At 45.0% G+C, this 23,639-nt stretch carries 10 protein-coding genes; 2 read left to right on the top strand and 8 right to left on the bottom strand.

The genetic code is table 11. From position 1 onward, the window contains the following. Nucleotides 1-47 precede the first annotated feature (47 nt). The 6 genes from pfaD to H5164_RS17505 all read right to left on the bottom strand — a co-directional run bounded on the left by pfaD (nt 48) and on the right by H5164_RS17505 (nt 19,002). Nucleotides 48-1,676, bottom strand: a complete 1,629-nt coding sequence (gene pfaD / locus H5164_RS17530; protein ID WP_182757204.1) for an eicosapentaenoate synthase subunit PfaD — start codon at nt 1,674-1,676, stop codon at nt 48-50. A 20-nt stretch (nt 1,677-1,696) separates the two neighbouring features. After that, a complete protein-coding gene (locus H5164_RS17525) occupies nt 1,697-7,606 on the bottom strand; it encodes a beta-ketoacyl synthase N-terminal-like domain-containing protein (RefSeq protein ID WP_220492737.1) in 5,910 nt (1,969 codons plus the stop codon). Beyond that, the gene (locus H5164_RS17520) at nt 7,603-9,789 is read right to left on the bottom strand and encodes a PfaB family protein (protein WP_182757203.1); all 2,187 of its coding nucleotides are present in this window, start codon (nt 9,787-9,789) and stop codon (nt 7,603-7,605) included. Before H5164_RS17520 ends, H5164_RS17525 begins: the two co-directional genes overlap by 4 nt. Next, nucleotides 9,786-17,630, bottom strand: coding sequence for a type I polyketide synthase (locus H5164_RS17515; protein WP_182757202.1), 7,845 nt, complete (start codon nt 17,628-17,630; stop codon nt 9,786-9,788). Before H5164_RS17515 ends, H5164_RS17520 begins: the two co-directional genes overlap by 4 nt. After that, a complete protein-coding gene (locus H5164_RS17510; protein WP_124016959.1) occupies nt 17,614-18,495 on the bottom strand; it encodes a helix-turn-helix domain-containing protein in 882 nt (293 codons plus the stop codon). The genes H5164_RS17515 and H5164_RS17510 overlap by 17 nt, the downstream gene beginning before the upstream one ends. A gap of 369 nt (nt 18,496-18,864) precedes the next feature. After that, nucleotides 18,865-19,002 carry a hypothetical protein gene (locus H5164_RS17505; protein ID WP_182757201.1) on the bottom strand — a complete coding sequence of 46 codons (138 nt, stop codon included), beginning with the start codon at nt 19,000-19,002 and terminating at the stop codon, nt 18,865-18,867. Nucleotides 19,003-19,296: 294 nt separating this feature from the next. Between H5164_RS17505 and H5164_RS20170 the strand changes: the two genes are divergently transcribed. Then, nucleotides 19,297-20,157: a 4'-phosphopantetheinyl transferase superfamily protein gene (locus H5164_RS20170; protein WP_182757200.1), complete on the top strand. Its 861-nt coding sequence runs from the start codon at nt 19,297-19,299 to the stop codon at nt 20,155-20,157. On the opposite strand, the gene H5164_RS17495 is transcribed toward H5164_RS20170, so the two are convergent. After that, nucleotides 20,154-21,677 (bottom strand): S10 family peptidase, encoded by a 1,524-nt coding sequence (locus H5164_RS17495; RefSeq protein ID WP_182757199.1) that lies wholly within the window; start codon nt 21,675-21,677, stop codon nt 20,154-20,156. The genes H5164_RS20170 and H5164_RS17495 overlap by 4 nt on opposite strands. Nucleotides 21,678-22,060: 383 nt before the next feature. Beyond that, nucleotides 22,061-22,918 carry an NADPH-dependent 7-cyano-7-deazaguanine reductase QueF gene (queF, locus tag H5164_RS17490; RefSeq protein WP_124016962.1) on the bottom strand — a complete coding sequence of 286 codons (858 nt, stop codon included), beginning with the start codon at nt 22,916-22,918 and terminating at the stop codon, nt 22,061-22,063. Nucleotides 22,919-22,972: 54 nt separating this feature from the next. Between queF and syd the strand changes: the two genes are divergently transcribed. Further along, nucleotides 22,973-23,623: a SecY-interacting protein gene (syd, locus tag H5164_RS17485; RefSeq protein WP_182757198.1), complete on the top strand. Its 651-nt coding sequence runs from the start codon at nt 22,973-22,975 to the stop codon at nt 23,621-23,623. Nucleotides 23,624-23,639 lie beyond the last annotated feature (16 nt).

Genomic DNA, 23,639 nt, shown 5'->3' with positions numbered 1-23,639 from the left:
CTATCTTTGTAGCTGATCTCGCGATGAACCGAGATCCACTTGAACAACTATTTTATTTGATCAATTGGGCGCCAACGCTGTAATGCTACTGGAAGGCTAACGCCTTGCGCCGTCAATAAATTCACTCGGGCCAAATAAGCTGCCCCATGCATTAAATGTTTCGCTAAGTCTACTGCATGACGTTGGCTGTAGTCATCTAAATAACTATTTTTAGCCCAAGCGTTAAATGCGCCTAATGCTGGGCCTGCCCAAATTTGATAATCCATTTCACGGCCGACTTCACCAGAGTTTGACCAGCGGCTTGATAAGCCAAGATACCAACGGAAAATCAAGGCCATTTTACGTTTTGGATTGTCTTTAGCACGTTCAATTTGCTTTGGGTCGCGCTCATTAAAATGCGCCACAGTACCATCCCAAATATCATCTAGGCTTGAGCGGAATACTTGTTTTTCAAGTTTTTCGCGTTCGTCACTTGGAATCGCTTCTATTGAGTCATAACGGCTGTAAATTTCATACAACTTGTTGGCTCGCATCGGGAATAATGTGCCACGCTTGACCACTTGTAACTTGACCCCCATTTCGAACATATCAGCAGCGGGTGCCATAGTCACATCGGCCATTTCGGTCGTCGCTAGTAATTTGCGCGTATGCTCGCTAGCCCCCGCTTCCACGCAGGCTTGGTTAATTGATCCGGTAACAATATAGGCTGCGCCCATATGAAACGTAGCCAGCGCGGCATCGGGTGTACCCACACCGCCACCCGCGCCAACACGGATAGGTGTTTTGTATTTGTATTGCGCTTGCACTTCATCTTTTAACGCCAAAATAGTGGGCAGTAACGTCACTAATGGACGGTTGTCGGTATGGCCACCAGAGTCGGCTTCAGCGGTAATATCATCCGCCATTGGTACAAGTTGTGCCAGTTCCATTTGCTCTGCGCTAATGAGGCCATCATCAACAAGTTGTTGCAGCATTTTAACGGGTGCTGGTTGCATAAACTTAATCGCGACTTCGGTGCGGCTAATTTTAGCAATCACTTTATTGTCGATTTGAATATCACCATGAGCATCGCGGCTTAAGCCTGCTGCGCGGTAATAGACTATTTGTGGGGTTAAGCCTAAAAAGGCTGAGGCCTCAACCGTGCGCACTTTATGTTTTAAAAATAGCTCAACACTGCCACGCTCAAGCGCTGGCTCACTCGGGCTGTGGATTAAGTTAAACGCATATGGCCCATTGGGCAGCGCGGCTTGGATGCGGTTTATCGCTTGTTCAACTCGAGATGGAATTAACCCAGCTGCGCCAAACGAACATAAAATACCCGCTTGGCCTAACGCGATAACCAATTCTTCCGAGGAAATGCCATTAGCCATCGCGCCAGCATAATAGGCATATTTTACCCCATGCACGCGGCGAAAATTACTGTCGCCTAAACTTTGGGTACCCAGTGCAGGTCCAAAAGCGCTTACAGGTAAAGTGTTAGGTGCATTAACTGCGTCGGTCACCACTTGAGCTTGTTGCGCCACGCCTAAGCCTTGTTGCGCGTCGTTAACCAAATAACACGCTTGTGATAAATCTTTGAGCTTTTTGTTCATCCCAGTTTGATCAAAGCTAACGTGTTGCTGGCTAACTTGCCATGGCCAAGGAGAAAGCTTTTCGTTGTGCACTTGTGTTGTCATTATTATTATTCCTTTTGGGCCTAAGCTTCTTCAATACAGATTGCGATGTCTTTGACTTCATAAATGCGTAGACCATCTTTACTGAGGTTTGCATCGCCTATTATGATGCGCTTACCGTCTTCATCTTTTACTGCACTGATATGCACATCAAGTGACATTTGTTTGTTAAGCGGATTAATTTGACCGCGATATTTCCACTTAATATCCGACAATATTTGACCAAATTTCGGATTGGTGAAACCTTTACCTAAGTCTGTAGAGATGGCGTAAGTTTGCATCAACTCGATCACGGCTTCAACACCTAATGAACCCGGCATAACCGGATCTTGATGGAAGTGAAATTGGAAGAACCAATCACTTGGGTCAATCGTGCGTGACGCAGCAAGATAGCCCTTAGCGTATTTGCCACCAGTGTTAACAATTTCGGCTTTATCGATAAAGTTAAGCTGGCCGCCCGCAAGGCGATAATGCGGTTGGCTCGCTGGTGCATTAAATACTCGCGACTGTTTATCCAGTAAGTTGACGCTAATGTCTGCAGCGACATTATTATCGATATGCCAAGGGTGGGTGATCCTGCCATTATCAATACCAAGCTGGTTCTTTAGCGCATCACCTTTGAAGTAACCAAATACCGCACTACCAGTGTAAAACGGCTCGTTATCAACACTTAATTCAAAGGTGAAGCTTTGAATAATGTTACTGCCAGCGATGACGGTTGATAATAGCTTTGAGTCATTGACTATGGTTTTACCGCGTAAATCCACATGGCGCAATAATTTACCGCTACCATCTAAATTACGGAAAAACAGCTCTTGCCCAGGAAAACCTAGAGTGGTGCCCATATAGCCTGAGATAAAACCGTTAGGTTGTAGTGAAATTTCCATTAGCACTGAGTAAGGCATTACCGCTTGATGGCTGTTTTTTGCAAAGTACCAAGCATCTGCCGGCACTTCGTATTCTGCGATACACGATGATGGCTTTTTCAGTTCGCCGCGCTTACCGTTAATTTCAACGACGCGCGTGGTTAACTGTAAATCGCCACAAGGTGTACGCGGCGGGATCAATCCGCGGTAAATACTAAAGTCTGGGCCAAAGCACTTTTCGATATTGCCTGTGGCAAATTCGAACATATGGTATGGCGTAAATGGTACGGTATCAGGCACGCGATTAGCATACTTTGAATCGGCACTTACGATGGGCGCTTCAAGGTGTTTTAGCGGAATAACGCCCTTGTTACTCGGGGCATGTAAATCTGGAACTTGCGCCATTAATGGCGCTTTGTTAGCCATCACTTTACTGCTAGCGTCTGAATCAACGGCAGGGCTAGTGTTCGCTGCGTTTAACGAGATAAGTGGGTAACGCGTACATTCAGCCTCTTCTTTAATCATCACGCCTAAGTTTTGGAAATCAACCACAACTTTGCCATTAAGTAAAATATCAATATTCGCTTTGGCGTAAGGGCGAGGATGAATGCCTATTTCAGTCACTTCCATGCGATAAGTCAGTTCGGCGGTTTGTGGTAACACTTGGCCACGACAGCGGACTTTTTGTGAGGCGTTTTCCAGAGGCTGGAATCGGCCATTCTCGACGAGAGTATGCATGCCAATGTGGATCATAAAGAACTGTAATAGTTGACCACAACCTTCTGCCATTAGCGAGCCGGCCATCACTTGATCGCCTTGGAAATGACAAGGGAAATACCAATGATCAGGCGCAATGTGCTTATGACCTTCGAGTAAGCCTAAGCCCCAAGCACCACCTTGAGTTTGTAATTGACTAACACGCTCAATCATTAAGAACTTTTCTGAGGCAAAACAAAGCGATTTTTGCATACCATTTTGTAGCTGGTGGGCGACGTGTTCGCCGCCAAAACAGCTGCCAATATCGCCGGTCAGTAAATGATAAATTTGGCCATAATCAAATGCCGTTTGGCTACAGTGTAGTAATGGCGTGAAGGTCGGTTTGTTTGGATTATTGAGCACTTGTTGACGACGTTTTATTTCATCTTCAGTTTGAATAACCCCTTTACCATCGGCCAGTTCTTGGTCGGTAAAGAAGCCTGCGCAGCCGCCATCCATTTTGAGGATCATCTTGTCGCCTACGAAGCATTCGTAAGAGAAAAAGAATAATAACGTATCGCCATTGCTAGCAAAGTTATTGATTTTTATATCGTAACGCAGCGTGTCACCGCCACGAGGTAAATCTTCTAAGAAAGTCAAAGTACAATCTAATAAACGATAAACCCGTTCGCCCTTGTTTTCAAAATCGATGCCTAAGTAACTGATCAACATTAAATCACATTGACCCGATTCTACTGCTACAGCCCAAGGGATTTGACCATCGACTAAATACGGTGCATCGACTGGGATGTCGTATTCTGTGGTCATTGAACAAGGTTTGTATTGATTCATGGTCGCATCAAGTTTAGTGACGCGCGACACCAACAAGTAATCTGTGGTGGGCAGTCTTACTCGACGAGAATAGCTGTCGATAATGGCATAATCTGGGCCAAATACCTTAGCGATATCGCCTTCGGCATACTCGACTAAATCAGCATAATTCCAAATACACGGTTTATCCGCGGGGATCGGCGCGGTGTAAGCTGGCACACAAGCATGATTAGGTTGAATTAATTCCACAGGTACAGCAGCTGAGGCGATAGGATCTACATTTACAGCAGGCTGTGAAGCCTGCGACACATAAGAGATTTGCTGGCCGGCGAAACCGGCTAATTGTGAGCGTAATAAACTGTCTGCGACTTTTAACCCCGCATCTCGGCTGGATAAGTAGGCTAAGTGCGCTTGCTGCGCTAACCATTGATTTTGCTGAAATGCACTTAAATGTGCTGGCGGTATGGTCGGGCTTGTCACACTGGCAACCTTAGGTTGCTGTGCTGTTGAAACTGTGTTTTCTGACATAAGAGACTCGGCGATATGCTCGCTATGATTGACACTAAAGTGGCTGCTGTCACAGGTGGTTTTTGGCTTAGTCATGTCAATGGTTTTAGCTGTTGCTGAAGTGGTATCAGCACATTGATCTATATTGCTGTCGGCCATTGTTGTGATATTGGCGCATTGAGCCACAATGCTGTTGAGACCTTCAAGTGAGCTATCAATAATATGTTGATAGATATCTCGGCCACCTAAACTAACTTGCTTAATTAAGCTTAACTTATTGCCTGTGGCTAATTGTTGCGTCAAATTGTTGCTCAGACGAGTACGCAATGCGTGTTGCTGCGGCGCCGAAACAGACAGATTAACCTGTGAGTATTGGGTTTCGCTGCTGGTGAATACACTGGCGTTGATGGCCGATTTATCAATATGGCGGCTTTGTACTAAAGCATGCAGTAAACTGGCCATGCCAGAAGCGGCAAAGGTATGACCGAGAATATCTTGTGCTTTACTCAATAACGGCGCTGAGTTGATCGCTGCAGCATCAGTTAATCCTTGGACAAACTGTTGGCCTTGAGTTGTTAATATGCATTCAGGCGATTGGTTTAATTCGATAAGATCTGCTGCAATATTGGCCGGGCGTTGTGATAAGGAGTCAAAATCAATACTGTCTATGCTGGCATAGCTGTCAAGCTCAGGATGCGCAGCATTAGTTTGTTGCAACACTATCGCGCCAGCGCCTTCACCTACTTTCCAGTCGGTTGAGCTTAATCCTTTAGCATTAAGCTTGGCAGTATTGAATAACATATTTTCAATGCTGCCGGAAAGATCTACCGCGGCGATGATGATGGCATCCAAAGGCTCTTGTAGCGAGCCAAGAGCAAATAAGTTTTGCGCCACATCGATACAACGATTAACTGACTGTGCACCAGCTGAAATGGTAAATGCCGGGCCATTGAAATCCCATAATGAGGAGATCCGTGACGCCATAATGTTACCAATGAAGCTGGTATATTGATTTAGCTTGGCGGCATCTAAAACACTGTCCATCGCAATAGCTTCAAGGCTGGCATATTCAGCACTGGATAACTGGATCCCTTGGGCATTAAGGCTTTGCGCTATTTGGCTATGTAAGTTAACTCGACCGCGAAATTGGTGTAATTCAAGTTCGGTTTCCATGGCAACCAACACGGCTACTTTACTGCCAGGCGTTAGCTTGGCATTGGCAATGGCTTCATCTGCTATTTTGATTAATAACAGTTGTTGCGATATCAGGCGATCATCTTCATTAGGCGGCACTTTGAAACGTAAAAAATCAAAATCGAACTGTTCAATATACGCCCCTTGTGGCACCTGATGTATGCCATATTGAGCCAATAACTCAGGGTGCTTGTCTAAGCCTTTCCAGCGTTGATTGGGCAATGGGCTAAACAGTGGTTGCTTATTGATGATTTTATCAGCCAACGCATTGATGCTGCTGCACTGACCAAAGTGGGCTGCCATGCCGGTAATGTGCATTGGCGTTTCTGTACTGACTATTTTGCTGCGACTAAGCTGAGAGAGTTTACTGTCAGCATGGTTTATGCCTGCCTGATCTTGATAGGACTCAATCAGTAAATGGGCGTTACAACCGCCAAAACCAAATACTGATACACCTGCATGGCGGGCTTTATTACCGGCTTTATCGGGCCAAGGCAAGACCACATTGGGCAAAGTCGCTTGACCAAATAAGCCGTTAGGCGAGGTAATAGGGGAGCTGATATTAATACTCGGTGGCAACACGCCTTGGCGCATGGCAAAAATCATTTTCATGATCCCAGGCATGCCTGCCGCGGTGAGTAAATGGCCTAGATTAGATTTGGCTGAACCAATCAGTGGCGTCGCGCTGCCTTGAAGTTTATCTTCAAAAAAGCGTTCCATTGAGGTTAATTCTACTTTATCGCCTAATGGCGTTCCCGTGGCATGGCATTCAATCACTTCAATACTGGCAGGGGTAATACTTGGGTCTATTGCTGCCGCATCGCGATAAGCGCGCTCGAATGCTAGTACTTGGCCTTTGCTATTTGGGCTTAACACAAACTGACCTTTACCGTCGTTTGATAAACCGATACCACTGACTAAAGCATAGATATGGTCGCCATCACGCTCAGCGTCTTCAAGGCGTTTAAGTACTAATACCCCCGCACCTTCGCCGGCGAATAAGCCTTTACTGTTACGATCAAAGGGCGCTGAAATTCCATGGTCTGGATAAGCATGAAATATTGAAAACCCCATATTGATGAAGAATGGATCTGCGCCAGACACAGCGCCAGCTAACATCATATCTGCCTTACCAGTATGCAAGTAATCACAGGCGAGTTTTAAGGCGTAAACCGAGCTAGCACAGGCTGCATCTAAACTCAGCTGCGTACCGCCCAAACCCAAAGCATCGGCAACAATTTTCGAGGCATTATGGGCAATGGCACCATTACCCAAGTTAACCGGTTGAGCGGTGGCAGTGTGATTAGCTTGTGGCTGATCACAACTCTTGTTAAGGCTATTATTGAAACAGTGTAGGCTAAAGTTTGGCTGTTGCAGCTTGGTCTGTAAGGCTTTTTCGACCGCGCTGTGATACAGAGGTACAAACAGTTCATTAGATTTAGCCGTAGGGAATGATAAGGTTCCCATCACAATACCGGTACGTTTAAGCAAGCTATCGTCAAGGCCAATACCAGCATCAGTTAACGCATTACGTGCTGTGTCGGTTGCCCACAAGAAGCTATCGTCTAAGCCATTAAATGCGCTGGGCTCAATGCGATAACCTTGAGGATTAAATTGAAAGTCTTGAATGTAGCCGCCTTTATCGCAATAAAAACGGTCCGATTCGCCTTGTACACCCAAGTAGTCACTCGGTGAAGCATTGAGTTTGCTGGCACTGATTTGGCTGCGCGAATCTTTTTTGTCTAATAAGTTTTGCCAAAATTTAGCGGGAGTATCCGCGTCTGGATACTGATTGGCTAAACCGACAATGGCTATTTTAGGGGTAGCTTGAGAACTCAATGAGGTTCTCCTTCTAATGATGTTTCACTATAACAAATGAGGGATGAGCCGTCGGCTAATGCCGCCTGCTGGGATAATGTATTAATGCTAGCGTCAAGGCTGCGAATAAAAGGGCTTAATGACATGGGCACTCGATGAGCAATTAGTTGCCCTAGGCATTTAAGTAAACTGGTGACGTCATCGCCACCTTTAGCATTGACGGCCATTGCCATCGCTGAGACGCTATTGCTACTCTGCGCATTGATTTTGTCAATTAGGGTGGTAGTTTGCCGATCGGCACCTACTTCAACAAATAGTCGACAGCCTTGCTCTCGCGCATTAAGAATTAACTGAGTAAAATTGAGCTGATGACAAAAAGTATCGGCAATCGATTTTGCAATGGCTTGTGAGGTTAATACAACAGGCTGAGTCTCTGCTGCGGAGATAAACTGCAATTGGCTTGGTAAGTTTTCTACTAATGGTTGTTGATAAAATTGCCTTACTGATTCGCTGATGTTCAATGCCGCAGGCGTGTGCATTGCGGTGACGCGATTAGCGGCAATACCGCGTTTACCAGCTTGTTTTAGTAAGGCTTTACAACTGTTTTCACAGCCGGCAACAACACAGGTATCACCCTGAATAATAGCAATATAAGCCCGAGGGTAATTGGCTAAATGGGGCGCGAGTTCGTCAATGCTGGCTCGAGTAACGAAGCTATTCCATACAATGTTTTCGTCATCGGCTAATTGCCATTGTTGGCGAACACAGCGGAGCTCACCAGAAATATCTTGGGTAAAAATACTGCTGTTTTGCGTGGCTGCAATCATGCTGTGCGGTGTTTGCCATACGTTTAAACTCGCCCACATGGCCGCTTCACCCATGGAATAACCCAAAGCAAAACGAGGCTCAATGGCAAATTCTTGCTGCAACAGCTTGGTTAAAATATAACTGGCGCCAACACCTGCAATGGCTAATTGGCTCAGGCTCATCTGTGCGGCACGATTTTTATCTGCCGCATAGATAAAGTCCGTTTGTAACATCGATTGCATGTCACCTTGGTTTTCAAGTTCAGCATACAAATCTGGGAAAACCAGGCCTATTTGACTAAGCATTTTTGGGTACACAGTGCCAACGCCAGGATAAACAAAGCTCAAGCCATTATGACCCAGCGGCGCTGAATATAAGCAACTGCCCGCAGGCGTTTTATATTCTATCGGGGTATGACTATTCGCATCATGCTGCTGATGAGTGGCGATTATGGTCATCATCGCGCTGACTTCTTGTACTAATGCGCGGCGATCGGCTGCCATTAAGACTAGGGCTAGCGGTGCATCTGTTTGATAATCTAACAAACTGGTTTTGATAAGCTCGAGTAAGCTTATGTCGTCAATGGCTGAGTGTAACTGCGAAGAAAGGCCCATCAGCTTAGTGTGCAATTGCGCCAATGAAGCGGCGCTAAGCGGCAGCCATAAACGTTGAGCACTGATTAACGGCTTGGCGGCGATAAGTGCACGACCTTGGGTAAGGATGATTGCCTGAACACCTGATGCGGTTGGATAACATAAAGCTGCGACTCGACTTTGGTGAAATGCACTAAACCAATATTGACCGTTAGCCTTGTCTTGGGTTGGTATACAGCGACTCGCGATAGACTCGACTAGGTTGACCATTGCCGTCAGTGCTGTTTGTGCCATCTCATTCGTATGGGGCGCACTTGCATGAGGAGCGGACTCAGATCTAGAATCATTAGCTGGATCCGTCACTGCATCATCAGTGGCATTGCCATCAGAACTTGCACTAAAATTATAACAGCCATCTAGCGCGACTATCTGTGGCTGAGCATGCAGACGTTTTGCATGCTTAAGGGCAAGTGTTACCGCTTCATTTTGGTTGTTACTCAGCGCAATACCATTGATATAAACATGCGCATGAATACCGTTTTTAGCCGCAATTAACCCAGACATAATCCACAATCGATCGCCAATGTTGACCATATCATTGCTGGTGGACGATAGGTGTTCGCAAGCGTGCAATAACGCCAACGCAAAGCCGTCGACACTATGAGTGTCGACAGTGATCAGGTGTTCATTAATCGAGGCAATATTAGGCTTGCAAAGCAACAAAGCTAATCGCATAGGCTTAGTTTGTTGCTTTGCAATACGCTCACTCATCGTGTTTAGCGCCATGTTGCTTAATACCGTCACACTGTTTCCTTGCTGTGGTGAGACACACCAGTAGCCGCTTGATGTGGAATAAAGGCCCCATTCAAACTTTTACTGATAGTCACTTTAGCGTTGAGCATTTGGCAACTCAAGCGACCATCTTGATGGTATAAACTCACGTTAGCGATTAACATTCTGCCGCTGTGTTTAACAACATCCAGTTGAATATAGCCTTTATCACCACTGGCAAATGGCCAAGCGGTAACGCATTCAGCCGTAGATGACGGTAAACTGGCTGCACCGTATTTAAGTCTGGCCCATACCAGCATGGCTTGTAGCAGCAAATCTTCCGCGAAAACTTGGCTGCCACCTAATGCCGATGACGGGATAAAATGTTCACAGTCAGCGGTATTAATCTGCGGTAATTGCACTTGGCACAAGAGCTGAGCATCATCAAATGCCAACACTTGCTTAATGCCTTGCAAACGCGGGCCATGAAACAAGGTTCCGTTTTGATACAGTTCAACCCCTGAGCTCAACGGCGCTATATGCGACCACTTTGTCAGGCTCGCTGTATCAATCACGGGCTTGGCAATATCATCACTCAAGACGGCGCTATTGATCACTAATGTTGCTTGATATTGCGGTTTCATCGCTGCACTTGGCTCATTTAACAAACGAGATGAGATCAGCGCGTTGATCCCAGCGTCAGTTTGCGTTAGTTCCAGTTGCAGCAAATGTGGCTCATTGGTGTCAAAAATAACCCCTTTAAGCAATTTATATTCAGCAATACTGACAGGCACATGACATAAGGTTTGTGCTGCATCACGCATCCATTGCATGGCACATACTGTCGGCAATACCGGATTACCAGCAATACAATGATCGCTAACAAAAGGCATTTCAGCCGGGGTTAAGACTCGAGTCACCGTCATACTGATAAGATCAGAGGACTGTGTCTTAGCTGCAAACGTCAGCGAACCCTTGGCGATAAGCAAAGCGTCCGCATTAAGCTTTTTTACAGCATTATCCTGATCTGATGAACCTTGCATATCAGAGCCAATAAGCAATTGTGCGCCTTGCTGACTTAATAAACTGTGGGCAAATAACTCGGCACCTGCTTGTAATGGAATCACGTAAACACCGCGATCAACAAACATTTTCTTTAATGCCGAACTGACCATTCCGCCATCCCAAGGGCCCCAGTTAAAACTCATTACTTTAGCATGCGCTAAGGTGTGTGCCAGTTTAAGGGCGGTTTTATTGAGGATTTCATTCGACATAGCATAATCGCTTTGTCCGGTATTTCCGTAGAAACCAGCAGCGGATGAAAACAAGGCAATCAGCTTGATCTGTTGTGGGTCGAGTGCATTAATTATGCTTGCAAGCCCGGTCACTTTGGTGTGGTAAACGCGGTTAAGTTCATCCAAGGTTTTGTCTTGAATATGCTTGTCGGCTAACACTCCGGCGCCGTGAATAACGCCATTAATGGTTAACGAGTCGCCCTTAGCATTCGTCAGGCTGTTAAGGCTGGCGGCTACCGCTGTGGCGTCGCTGACATCCATTGAGACATATTGCGCGCTGGCGCCGACCTTACTGAAAGCGGCTAATGCAGCATCGATTTCTAGGCTGCTGCTAATTGGCCACACTAATGCATCAATTTGTTTTGGCGTGGGTTTATTGCCTTGCGATTGAATATAAGCAATGGCCGCGGCTTTTAACTCAGAGGCTTGCTTGCCTTGTGCCCAAGCCGGTAAGTCGCTGCCAAAATGTTGGCTACGACCTGCTAACACAAAATGCGATTGGCATTGTTTGGCTAAGGTGAGGGCGCATTCAAACGTTACCCCTTTTGCGCCGCCGGTGACCAAAATAGTGTCGTTACCATCAAGCGTTGCTGGTGCAAACTGCTCACTGGCATTGGCGGCGACTAAGGTTACTCGACCTTGCTGACTAATCCCCACTTCATTAATGCGATCTACGCTTGCATTGGCACCATCGATATCAAACAACTCAGCAACGATGGCATCGGCAAAGCTTGTAGCATCAATATTATTGTTAATGTCTAAGGCGCGGCAAAATACTTGTGGCCACTCATGGCTTAAGGTTTTGCTCAGCCCAGACAAGGCCGCTTGATTCAGTTCCGCTGTGGCTAATTGGTCATTATCTAAGTAGCCAAACCCGCCGTCTAAACGACTCACGGTAAAGTAGCACAGACGCGAAGACGTTGGTTTAGCAAATTCTGGGTGAAGATGCTTAGCCCATAAGAACGCGTTGTCGACAGCAGCTTTTGCAGCAAGAGTACACGACATTAATGGGTGATTATTTACTAGCGTTTGCGGCTGTAAATGAACAAAACCTGCAATGGCATGTTCAGCGCCCAAGTCGGCTTTAATATCGGCAATCACCTGAGCAATGTGCGCATCATCAATGCTGCTCAAGGTATAGCTTTTAATATCACTGCTTAATGGTGAATGCGCTACGCTGATGGTTTGTGGGTTACGAATAACGGCGACGGTTAATCCCTTTGCAGTGAGTTTTTCAGCGAGTAAACCGGCGTTATGGCCATCATCTGTGATGACAATACAGTTTTTCGCTGAATAACAATCTACGAGTTTATCCGCCGCGGGTAACTTTTTTAGCGCTACCTCGCTGTGTGGCGGTAATGCTGCGGTGTTAACCTCAACCTTGTTTGCCGTTGACGCTGGGGCGACAGCCGCAATCGCGGTTGAGTTCGCTGCAGGCAATTTGGTTTGCATGTAGCTGACGATTTCACCTAAGGTGCGACATTCGGCTAAATCTTCTGGGTTAAGCTCAGGTAAGCCAGGCAACTCGTCTTGTACTGTGCCTAAAATCTCGACCCGTTTGATTGAGTCGATACCTAAATCCGCTTCCATGTCCATGCTCAGTTCAAGCATTTCAGCTGGGTAACCGGTTTTGTCGGCGACGACTGACATCATGGTGCTTAATACCGTATCAGCACTCAAGCCCGTTGTCGGTGCTGTAGATGAAGAGACGGTTGCTACTGGTGCCACTGTAATGGCTGCAGGCAGTTTGGTTTGCATATAGCTGACGATTTCGCCCAAAGTGCGACACTCAGCTAAATCTTCTGGGCTGAGTTCAGGTAAACCTGGCAGCTCATCTTGCACTGTACCTAGAATTTCAACACGTTTGATTGAGTCGATGCCTAAATCGGCTTCCATGTCCATGCTCAGTTCAAGCATTTCAGCAGGGTAACCGGTTTTGTCGGCGACGACTGACATCATAGTGCTTAATACCGTATCAGCACTCAAGCCCGTTGTTGGTGCTGTAGATGAAGAGACGGTTGCTACCGATGAAACTGTAATGGCTGCAGGCAGTTTTGTTTGCATGTAGCTGACGATTTCGCCCAAGGTGCGACACTCGGCTAAATCTTCTGGGCTCAGTTCAGGTAAACCTGGTAGCTCATCTTGTACTGTGCCGAGAATTTCGACGCGCTTGATGGAGTCGATACCGAGGTCAGCTTCCATGTCCATGCCAAGTTCAAGCATTTCTGTTGGGTAACCGGTTTTATCGGCAACCACGGCAAGCATGGTGCGTTGGACGTTTTCAGCTGTTAAGCCAGTTGATGCAGTTGCAGTGTTTGCCGCGACTGGTGCAGAGGACGCTACACTAACTGCATTGGCAACAGGTAATTTAGTTTGCATGTAGCTGACGATTTCGCCCAAGGTGCGACACTCGGCTAAATCTTCTGGGCTCAGCTCAGGTAAGCCTGGCAGCTCATCTTGTACTGTGCCGAGAATTTCGACGCGTTTGATAGAGTCGATACCTAAATCAGCTTCCATGTCCATGCCAAGTTCAAGCATTTCTGTTGGGTAACCGGTTTTATCGGCAACCACGGCAAGCATGGTGCGCTGGACGTTTTCAGCTGTTAAGCCAGTTGATGCAGTTGCAGTGTTTGCCGCGACTGGTGCAGAGGACGCAACACTAACTGCATTAGCAGCAGGTAATTTAGTTTGCATGTAGCTAACGATTTCACCTAAGGTGCGACATTCGGCTAAATCTTCTGGGCTGAGTTCAGGTAAACCTGGTAGCTCATCTTGTACTGTGCCTAAAATTTCGACGCGTTTGATAGAGTCGATACCTAAATCGGCTTCCATGTCCATGCCAAGTTCAAGCATTTCAGTTGGGTAACCGGTTTTATCTGCGACCACATTGAGCATAGTGTCTAACACTTGTTGCTGCGATAGTCCTGCTGTTGGGGCTGAAACTGCAAGCGAACTCACTTGCTGAGCTACAGGAGCCTGGACTGGTTTACTGGCAGTCTGTTGAGATTGAACCGCTTGAGCTGGTTGAACTTGAGCAGCAGCAACAGGAGCTACCACAGTCGAAGGCGTCGTTGTGGCCTGAGCAACTTGGCTTTGGGGCACAAATGCAGGCTGCATAGATGCCGCAGCTACTGGTGCTGACGTCGACGCTGGCATTGGTGTTTGCCCTTGTAACATGGCTAATGCAGCTTGACTTGCTTGCGCTTGCAGCGTTAAAAATTGACTGTGACTTTGCAATGTTTGTGCTTGATGCTGGTGGAACAGCTCCATAGAACGTTGCAAGCTTTCAGGAATGGCTAATCCTGATGATGCCATTTGTGCTTGCGCTGTCATCAAATGAGCAAACGTGTCGCCATATTGCTGTGGTATGGCTAAAAATTGCTGATGTAATTGCGCCGTTTGTTGCTGCGCAGCAAAAAATGCACCGATACTATCGGCCGACGCAGGCACATTTGCGCTAACTGGTTTAGCCGCTACAGCCGTCGTTGCCGCCAAAGGTGCGGCAACCGCAGAGGCTGGTGCTGATGTTGCAGGCACTTCAATGTATTCAGTTTTAATCACTTCTTTTTCCACAATTTTTTCCACAATTTTCTCAACCGGTACTTCTACTGTTTTGCTGGTAACTGTGCCAGTTTGCAGCGACTTGTTCATTTTGGCTTGGGTGGTGGCGCTAATATAATTACTCGCAGTTAACTTGACGTTCATCGGTGACACTTTTGCAAGTTCAGCGATGGGCGCTTGATAAGGATCAACCTCGGTTAATGCCAGCCCTAATACCGCAAGCTGACACGCTGCTTGACGCAGTTGAGTGTCGCTATTGCCTTTAGGATTTGGGTTCAAGCTCACTATGCTGACTGATTCGGCTTTGTTGCCTAAGGTCGCCTCAACCAATTTATGGAGGATGTTTTTAGGACCAAACTCAACAAATACTCGTGCGCCAGCGTCATACATGGCGGTTAATTGCTCGCTAAAACGAACTGACTGCAGCATATGATCAGTAAATGCTGCCTTGATTGCTTTAGGATCATTTGGATGTGCTTTACCTGTGCCATTGGCATATAGGCTTAGTTTTGGCTTAGCAAATTTAACCTTATCGATGGCCGCAGCAAAGGGTTGTTGCGCATGGGCCACTAATGGCGTGTGGAACGCGCCAGAAACCGGCAGGGCGATTGCTTTAAAGCCAAGTTCAGCGGTGATTGCTTGTGCCGCTAAGGTACATGATGCTGTTGGGCCTGCAATAACCAGTTGGGTTGGTGCATTGTAATTAGCCACTTTGACGCCCTCAAATGCACTAATGCACTGTTCAAGCTTTTCAACACCTTGGTCAGCAGCTTGAGCGGGGACAATAATGGCGTACATCACGCCAGCATCTTGATCTTTAGGCGTTGCCGCCATTGCTTGGCCACGAGCAAAGGCCAATTGATAATAATCAGCTTGGCTAATGACCCCCGCAGCACATAATGCTGACAGTTCACCAAAACTATGACCGGCCACCATATCGGCTTTAAAACCTGCTTGAGTCAATAATGCATATTGGCCCATGCTCACTGCACCAATAGCACTTTGGGCATTGGCAGTATTGGTTAATGCTGCGTGTTGTGCGGCAATATCTTCGGCTTCAAAAGCCGGGGTAGGGTACATTATTTGCGATAGTGGCATTTGTTTATGTTGCGCAAATACCTTATCTGCTTGCATCAATTGTTGACGCATTTCTGGATACAAACAGGCTAAATCGACGCCCATGTTCAGATACTGCGCCCCTTGTCCGGCAAATAATGCCGCCACTTTATGGCTTGCCGATTCAGGATGAATTAATGCTGCTGAGCGATAACTGGTGCCAGAAGGCAATTGCCAGCTGTCGGCAGTATTCGAACTCAATTGCGCCAGCGCTTGAGTCAGCTGAATGGTTAAGTCTGCTAATGATGCCACCACTAAGCCTATGCGCGCGGCTTTAGGGGCTATGGTCGTTAAGGCAAAACGTTTACCAAAATCAGCCAACACAATTTCTTGACGATTTTGCTGTGTGGTATCAACAGCACTAATTTCAGCTTGCAGTGCGCTTAATTGAGTCTGTAATGCAGCTTTATTTTCAGCATGGATTAACAGACTTTGCGGCACGGAACGTTGACGATATTTATCGCCTCGAACATGTTCTTGGCGGTATTCTTCCAACACAATGTGGAAGTTGGTGCCACCAAAACCAAAGGCACTAATACCCGCGCGGCGCGGCGTATTGTCTGTACGAGGTAACCATGGACGGGTTTCGGTGTTTAAATAAAACGGCGAGTCCTGAATGTTTAATTTAGGATTGGGCTTACTGACGTTAATGGTCGGAGGCAACACTTTATGATGCAAAGCCAAAGCAACTTTAATGACCCCAGCGGTTCCAGCGGTCGATTTAGTGTGGCCGACTTGTGATTTTACTGACCCAAGAGCAATGTGCTGTTGGGTATCATTATCTTCGGTAAACACCGATTTTAGACCATTGAACTCTGCCACATCGCCAGCGGCAGTGCCTGTTCCATGGGCTTCAATTAAGCCTACCGTGTGCGGTGCAAAACCCGCATCATCATAAGCGCGTCTTAATGCTTTAGCTTGGCCTTCTGGGCGCGGGGCATAAATACTTTTAAACTTACCATCAGATGATGAGCCAATCCCTTTAATAACAGCATAAATTCGGTCACCATCGCGCTCAGCATCGTCAAGGCGTTTAAGCGCCATCATGCCAATGCCTTCACCTATCATCATGCCTTTAGAATCGATATCGAAAGGTTGAATGGTGTCATTAGTGGTAAATGCCGGTGTTTTTGAAAAGCTCATGTACATAGATGGCGAGTTATCGGTACACACACCGCCGGTGATCATCATGTCACTGCGGCCTTCAACTAATTCTGTTATCGCCATGCGCATCGCCGCTAAAGAACCTGCACATGCCGCGTCAACCACGCAATTCATGCCGCCTAAATCAAAGCGGTTAGCAATACGCCCAGCAATCACGTTACCAAGTGAGCCTGGAAATGAGTTTTCTTCCCAGTGGATATATTGATCTTGAAACTTTTTGATCAACATCTCAGTGTCTGCGTCGCTTAGACCACTATTTTTAAATACTTTTTTGAGTATAGGGTACTGTAAACGACCGCTGAGACTATGATTGATTTTTTGACCACCGCCGACGCCTAATGTAATACCGATGCGATCGGTATCGTACTGCGCATCAATACCTGCATCGGCCAGCACTTCTTTGGCGACCACTAAAGATAAGAGTTGTGAGGTGTCTGTCAGTTCGAGGATATTCGGTGGCAAGCCAAATTCCATTGGATTGAAATCGACTTCGGGTAAAAAACCACCGCGTTTACAGTAGGTTTTATCGGCCATTGATTTATCAGCATTGTAGTAATCTTCAGCGTTCCAATGGGTTTCTGGAACGTCGATAATGGCATCAATTTTTTCGCTGATTAAATCCCAAAACTTGTTTAGGTAACGTGAGTTAGCAAAAATACTCGCCATGCCGACAATCGCGACTGGCATATCTTTTAAGCGTTTGTTTAAACGCTTATCTTTATTACTGGATTGGCTCATATGAGTCTCCGTTTGATAACTGAGGTTCAGTTATCTGGTGTTGGGATCCAGCTGCATCAATGGTGCTAGTAGATACTGCGGCTGGTTGACTTGCTCCAGGAAAACGAGCAAGAAAAGTGTGATAGTTGCGAACCAATAACTTACGTAAATGAAATGGCCCGTGCTTTAAGACATGGGTTATATAGCGATTACTCGCTTGAGTATGGCTGTCTTGATAAATATCGAGGTAAACCCAGTCAGACTTAAAATCAACGCCAAGCAAAACAGAATAGGCTTGCTGCTTTGTTAATTGAGGCGGAATACTTAACGACACCACTTGCACTACGTTGTCCGGATCTGGACTTGGCAGGGCTAAAGTATCGGCTAAGGTTTGCGGGTTAACGGTATAGGTTTGAATATCGGCTCCCTGAGTGATCGGCAGCTGATTGAAAAATTTTTCTGGCACAAAAGGAGTATCAAACTCGTCGAGTTTTGATACTCCAAAGCGCTTTAAACAGCGAGCTAGGCCAGATCGGGATACATTAGGGTTGATAAATTCTTGGGTAACTTTTAATAACCTGTCTAAAGGCATTTTTAATTGATAACGCAAGCCCAGCATCACGTACTCTTCCATCGGAGAGAGTGTTGTGTTGAGTTTGTGCGGGGTATTTGGCGTGTTATCGATGGAGTCACGTTTACGCCACTTACGAACGGTGGCTTCGCTAATATTCAGGATTTTGGATAACTGACTGACACTATAATCGGATTGCTGAATAAATTGACGCATTTCCGGCGTCGTGGTCGCATTACGGTGATAAACCGATTTTGGGCGAGGCTTACTCTTCAATAGTTCAGGTGCTAAATGTGTGGTTATCTTTTTTGTCATCTAGACCGGTATTCCAAATAATCTATTGGGACTTTAGCGCATTTAAACTTACCCATACTTACTTAATTCATACTTAAATAAGTTAAAAAATGAGTCCAAATATCCATTTATGCTTTTTTTAGCACAAAGCAGATTACCTGAGGTTTCACTCCGATACAATCACCCGAGACTAAAAACAAGATCTGAGCGGTAAAAACGACTATTAATGCTATGTTTCAATGCTTCCATCGTCGCTGTAATTGCCCTGAAACCGCGTTATCATGGCAATTATTTAGCCGTCAATTAAACGGTATATTATTTGAGTAAAAAGCCGCTAACGAGCAGTCTCATTACCGGCTTTGGAACAATTTCATCGGTTTTTAAAGCCAATTAATTTGGAAAGAAATCAATGGCCCAGATGGTGGTCATTACAGCGACACTTTCGGCAGGGAAGTTGATTGAACGCAATACTAAGGTTAATTGACGCTCTAACTTGGGGTTATTGAGTTCGCTTGATTTAATCGCCACTTTGCTGATGGTGCCATTGGGCAAATGCAGCGTTTGAGCTGAATAACGATAACAATAATATAATGACTAGGCTGACTATGCGTATAAATGTTCAAGCTTTCGATGTTGTGGTCGTGATGATTGTTGATGAATTAGCACTAATCATCAACAGTAAAAGTTAACATAACGATTATCAGGTTAACTATACTGACTTGTACCCGCCGTGATACAGGGAGTTTGACAAATTCCTCGCTGAATCGAGCTTATTGAGGTAATTTAACGGTATTAACGTTTAATAGAGCCTTGTTTGTTTTAATGTCTGTTTCATCTCCTATAAACTCATCTCAGCCGCTTTTTCAGCCACATATTTATTTTGTGCCACTGGATGGTGCGCTTTGTGCTGCAGATTATGAGGCTGGTTTAGCCTTAAATTGGTTAACCGATGACGAGGTTGCTAAGGTTAGTCGTTACAGAAGTGAATCGGCGCGCAATACTGGTTTACAAGTGCGTTTAGCGCTTCGGGCTATTATGTCACTTCATAGTGATCTAAAACCTTTTGAGTGGCGTTTTAGCTATGGTGCTAAGGGTAAACCGGCGCTTAGCGAAGACTTATTGGTTCAAACTGGGCTGCATTTTAATTTGAGCCATAGCGGCGATTGGCTAATGATCGGCATTGTCAGTAATAAGCAAGCATATGCCGCTGAAACAGCCTTGTCATTTGGTGTTGATATTGAGCGTGAACGCAGCAGTACCAAAATAGAAGCTATTTTGAATCACTACTTTTCTGCTGTTGAAATAGAAGATTTGATGGCATTGCCGCTTGAGTTACAACGCCAACGTTTTTTTGATTTATGGGCGTTAAAAGAGGCTTTTATTAAAGCAACAGGCAAAGGGTTGGCGCAGTCGTTAACCTCTTTTGGGTTTACATTCGCTGCTAATAGCGTGTTTGAAGCTGTTAATAAGCAATTTCCTACTATCGCAGCGAGTGACTATATCCATTTTTCAGCGCTCGATTATCACGAACCGCAATGGCAGTTTTACTTTGGCCGATTAAGCCCATATTACCGCTTCAGCGTGTGTATTGGTGATATGCAATCTCAGTCTTTGCTGCATATAAAAGCGCCAACGATGTCGATAATTTCGTTGGCGCAATTAATACCTTCTTCACACGGCTAGTATTTTGCCGCTTGTTGTTCTGTTGGTAATGTGGAGTTAATAAATTGGCGCAAATCTTGATTTGATTGCTTTAAGTCATCGTGACGAAGATACATCATGTGGCCACTGCGATAGCCTTTAAATGATAACCTGTCTTTCATTAACCCACTGCGGTCAAGCTGCCACATGGTGTATTTAGCATCAAAATAATTAGTTGCACCATCATAATAACCCGATTGGATCATCACATTAAGGTATGGGTTTTGCGCCATTGCCAAGCGTAAATTTTCACCGGTTTTATTACCGCTTCTATCCCACGGATGAACTGGTCCGAACATATTGTATTTTATATCAGTTTTATAGTTCAGTTCGGTACGCAGGTAATCATTAATTGCTGGAGTAAAACTGTGAAGCCAAGAGGTAAGCTCTGCATTATAGTCAGGACTTGCGCCAACGACTTTTTCATCGATACCGATATAACGTGAATCTAAACGGCCTATGGTTTGCTTGCGGTCACGCAATAAGGATTTCCAAAAGTAATCAGTGTCGATATCTAAATTACTTTGCAGTACATCCGTTAGGCTAAGCCCTGAATAATGAGCAACTTGTTGGGCAATGCGCAGCTTTTCATCTGGATCAATAAAACTGCCTTTGGCGAGTGCTGGTAGATATTGATTTAAGGTAAATTGCTCTACCTCAGCTAAAATCGGTGTTAAATCTTGTTGCTGTAAATCAGTATCAAGTGCTTTGTGGTACCAAGCTGCAGCGGCAAAATAGGGTAAGCGATTAGCTGCCTTTACAGGACCATTTCGCTCAATACCAAGATCTGTGGGTGAGACTAAGATAACCCCATTAGGATACATCCATTGATTGTTCTGCAGTTCAAGGGCTAAACCGGAAACCCTTGCAGTACCATAACTTTCACCAATTAAATACTTAGGTGAGCGCCAGCGTTCATTTCTAGATACAAATGTGGTGACCCATTCTGCTAAGTATTTTATATCGGCTTTAACTCCAAAAAACATTTTTTGTTGCTCATCTTTTGAAGGCATTTTGCCTTCATCATTTGGCAATACTCTTGAGTAACCGGTGTTAACAGGATTAACGTAAACGATATCGGCAATATCCAGTATTGAGCTGTCGTTATTTTTGACGCCATAAGGTTGTAGTGGGTAACCTTCGTCGTCCACATTTAATACTCTAGGTCCAGTATAGGCAATGTGCATCCACACCGAGGCAGATCCTGGGCCACCATTAAATGAAATAATTAACGGTCTTTTAGTGTCGTCTTTAACGTCAGTGCGTTGGTAATAAGTGTAAAACAAGGTCGCGGTCGAATGACCTTCTTCATCCCATACGGGTTGAGTTCCTGTCGTGGCTTTATAGGGGATGGTTTTACCATTGATCTTCGCCTTATGCTCGGTCACTACTTTTTCATCAATGGGTATTTGTCTGATATCGTTAGCAAAAGCGTTTGATGAGATGCAGGCGCTTTGTAAAAAAAGCACGATTAAACCTGTATGTAAAAGTGATTTGAGCATAAGAACTCTCTGGTTATGTTAGTCATTTGTGGTCGAGTAGACTGCAGATTAGCATAGCGATTGTTCAAATGTGCTGCGAACAACAAGGCTATATTGTAAAAGTTTGTGCCATATTAAGTGATGTTTGTGATGTGTATTATCAATGTGTGTAGAAGGTATTATGCTCATGATATACCGATCGATTTAGGCCTTATATTCATTTAAACCTAGGCTTAATGGCATTGAGTACTGCTCGAAAAGTCTTATTAAAAAGAACCTAGTGCAAGTATTAACACCTCACTGAGAATGGCGAAGAATGATCATATGGCTTAAAAAGATCGGTAGATTAATTAAAAAAGCCTTTATCAAAGATAAAGGCTTTTTTGCAGTCAATTCAAAAGCAATTACTGTCTTGCTAGACGGTTCGACTCTGGTGGATTTTCAAAATCACTGCGATAAGGGTTGATGTCTAAGCCGCCACGGCGGGTATAGCGTGCATATACGGTTAGCTTAGTGCATTGGCAATATTTCTTTAAGTCGACAAAGATACGTTCAACGCATTGTTCATGAAATTCATTATGCTGACGGAAAGAAATTAAGTAGCGCAGCAGTTTTTCACGGTCAATTTTAGGGCCTTGATAACGGATCATCACGCTGCCCCAATCAGGCTGTGAGGTGATTAAACAATTAGACTTTAATAGATTAGAATTTAGTGTCTCAGCGACATTCTTATCTGCGTCTGTGCTGTCTAATAAATGATCTGGGTTAAAGGCGTACTCATTAACTTCAATGTCTAGCTCATCAATACAGCTACCCGGTAAATCAATGATACGTTCAAGATTAAAAAACTTAGGCTCAATGACTTTTACGCTTAGCTCACCTTGGGCGCAAGTGCTTAGGTCACGGCTTAAGGTTTCTTGTACGGCTTCTACACTGTCAAATTTAGTTTGGTTAAAACTATTCAAGTACAGTTTAAAAGACTTAGATTCAATCAAATTGACACTGTTGATATCTAACTGAACTTCCAAAATAGCAACAATAGGCTTGCCTTTGGCATTAAGCCAAGACAATTCATACCCTGTCCAAATATCGGTACCATGAAAAGGCAGTTCACCGCTTAATTCAATAGCATCTCGGTTAAGTTTACGAGGAACCCCTTGCAGCAGTGACGCGTCATACTCAGCTTGATAAGCAGTTGCACGGCCTAATGTTAGGCCTTTTAATGCTGCAGCGTCACTATAAGGGTCGTGATTGTGTGTCATCTAATCGGTTTCCGTGTCAAAATATGGTTTTATTATAAACTACGAGTGGCTTAAGTGTCTTGTTCATCTGCATTAGATTGCTTCATTAAAAAATATCTTAATTCTTATCAAGATACCCTATCTGAATTTCCGCGCTATTATCCTTTGGGCGAGGATTCGGTATGTATTCAAGGTGCATTTGATGCGAATAACGATAAAATCGTATTCTGGCAACCTGTTAAACGGGATGATACAGGCGACTTTAGTAATGTAGAGCATGCATTAAATATTCAGTTACACCAAGATATTCATGCATTTTATGGGCAATATTTTTCAGCGCCATTGGCGTTTACTGCATCGTTTGGCGAAGGTGAATTAATCCAAGCGTGGAATCAAGCTGACTTTGAAAATTTGCAACAAAATGTAATTGGTCATTTGATCATGAAGCAAAAGCTTAAACAACCAGCAACTTGGTTTATCGGCGTGTTAGGTGATGGTGACGAAATGCTAACCGTAAACAATGATGATGGCAGCGTATGGATAGAAATACCAGGCGAAAAACAAACTACTCAGATTGCACCATCATTAACAGAATTTCTGCAGCAACTCTCTCCGTTAATAACCCCACCAGTTAAGCCCATAGAAGAAGCTGAGATTGTTGCTGAGCATCCTGGGATCTGGCTGCGGATCAAAACCATGGGACGACATTTTTTACGTAAAAAATAACCATCAGCAGTATTGA

Source organism: Shewanella sp. SG41-3 (assembly GCF_014164545.1).
In the GTDB taxonomy this organism is placed as follows: domain Bacteria; phylum Pseudomonadota; class Gammaproteobacteria; order Enterobacterales; family Shewanellaceae; genus Shewanella; species Shewanella vesiculosa.
This window is presented reverse-complemented; position numbering and strand designations above follow the sequence as displayed.

Excerpts from the sequence above, each read along its gene's own strand:
- H5164_RS20170 (WP_182757200.1), top strand. The coding sequence starts at position 19,297 with ATGTCTGTTTCATCTCCTATAAACTCATCTCAGCCGCTTTTTCAGCCA.
- pfaD (WP_182757204.1), bottom strand. The coding sequence starts at position 1,676 with ATGACAACACAAGTGCACAACGAAAAGCTTTCTCCTTGGCCATGGCAA.
- H5164_RS17495 (WP_182757199.1), bottom strand. The coding sequence starts at position 21,677 with ATGCTCAAATCACTTTTACATACAGGTTTAATCGTGCTTTTTTTACAA.
- queF (WP_124016962.1), bottom strand. The coding sequence starts at position 22,918 with ATGACACACAATCACGACCCTTATAGTGACGCTGCAGCATTAAAAGGC.
- H5164_RS17515 (WP_182757202.1), bottom strand. The coding sequence starts at position 17,630 with ATGAGCCAATCCAGTAATAAAGATAAGCGTTTAAACAAACGCTTAAAA.
- H5164_RS17510 (WP_124016959.1), bottom strand. The coding sequence starts at position 18,495 with ATGACAAAAAAGATAACCACACATTTAGCACCTGAACTATTGAAGAGT.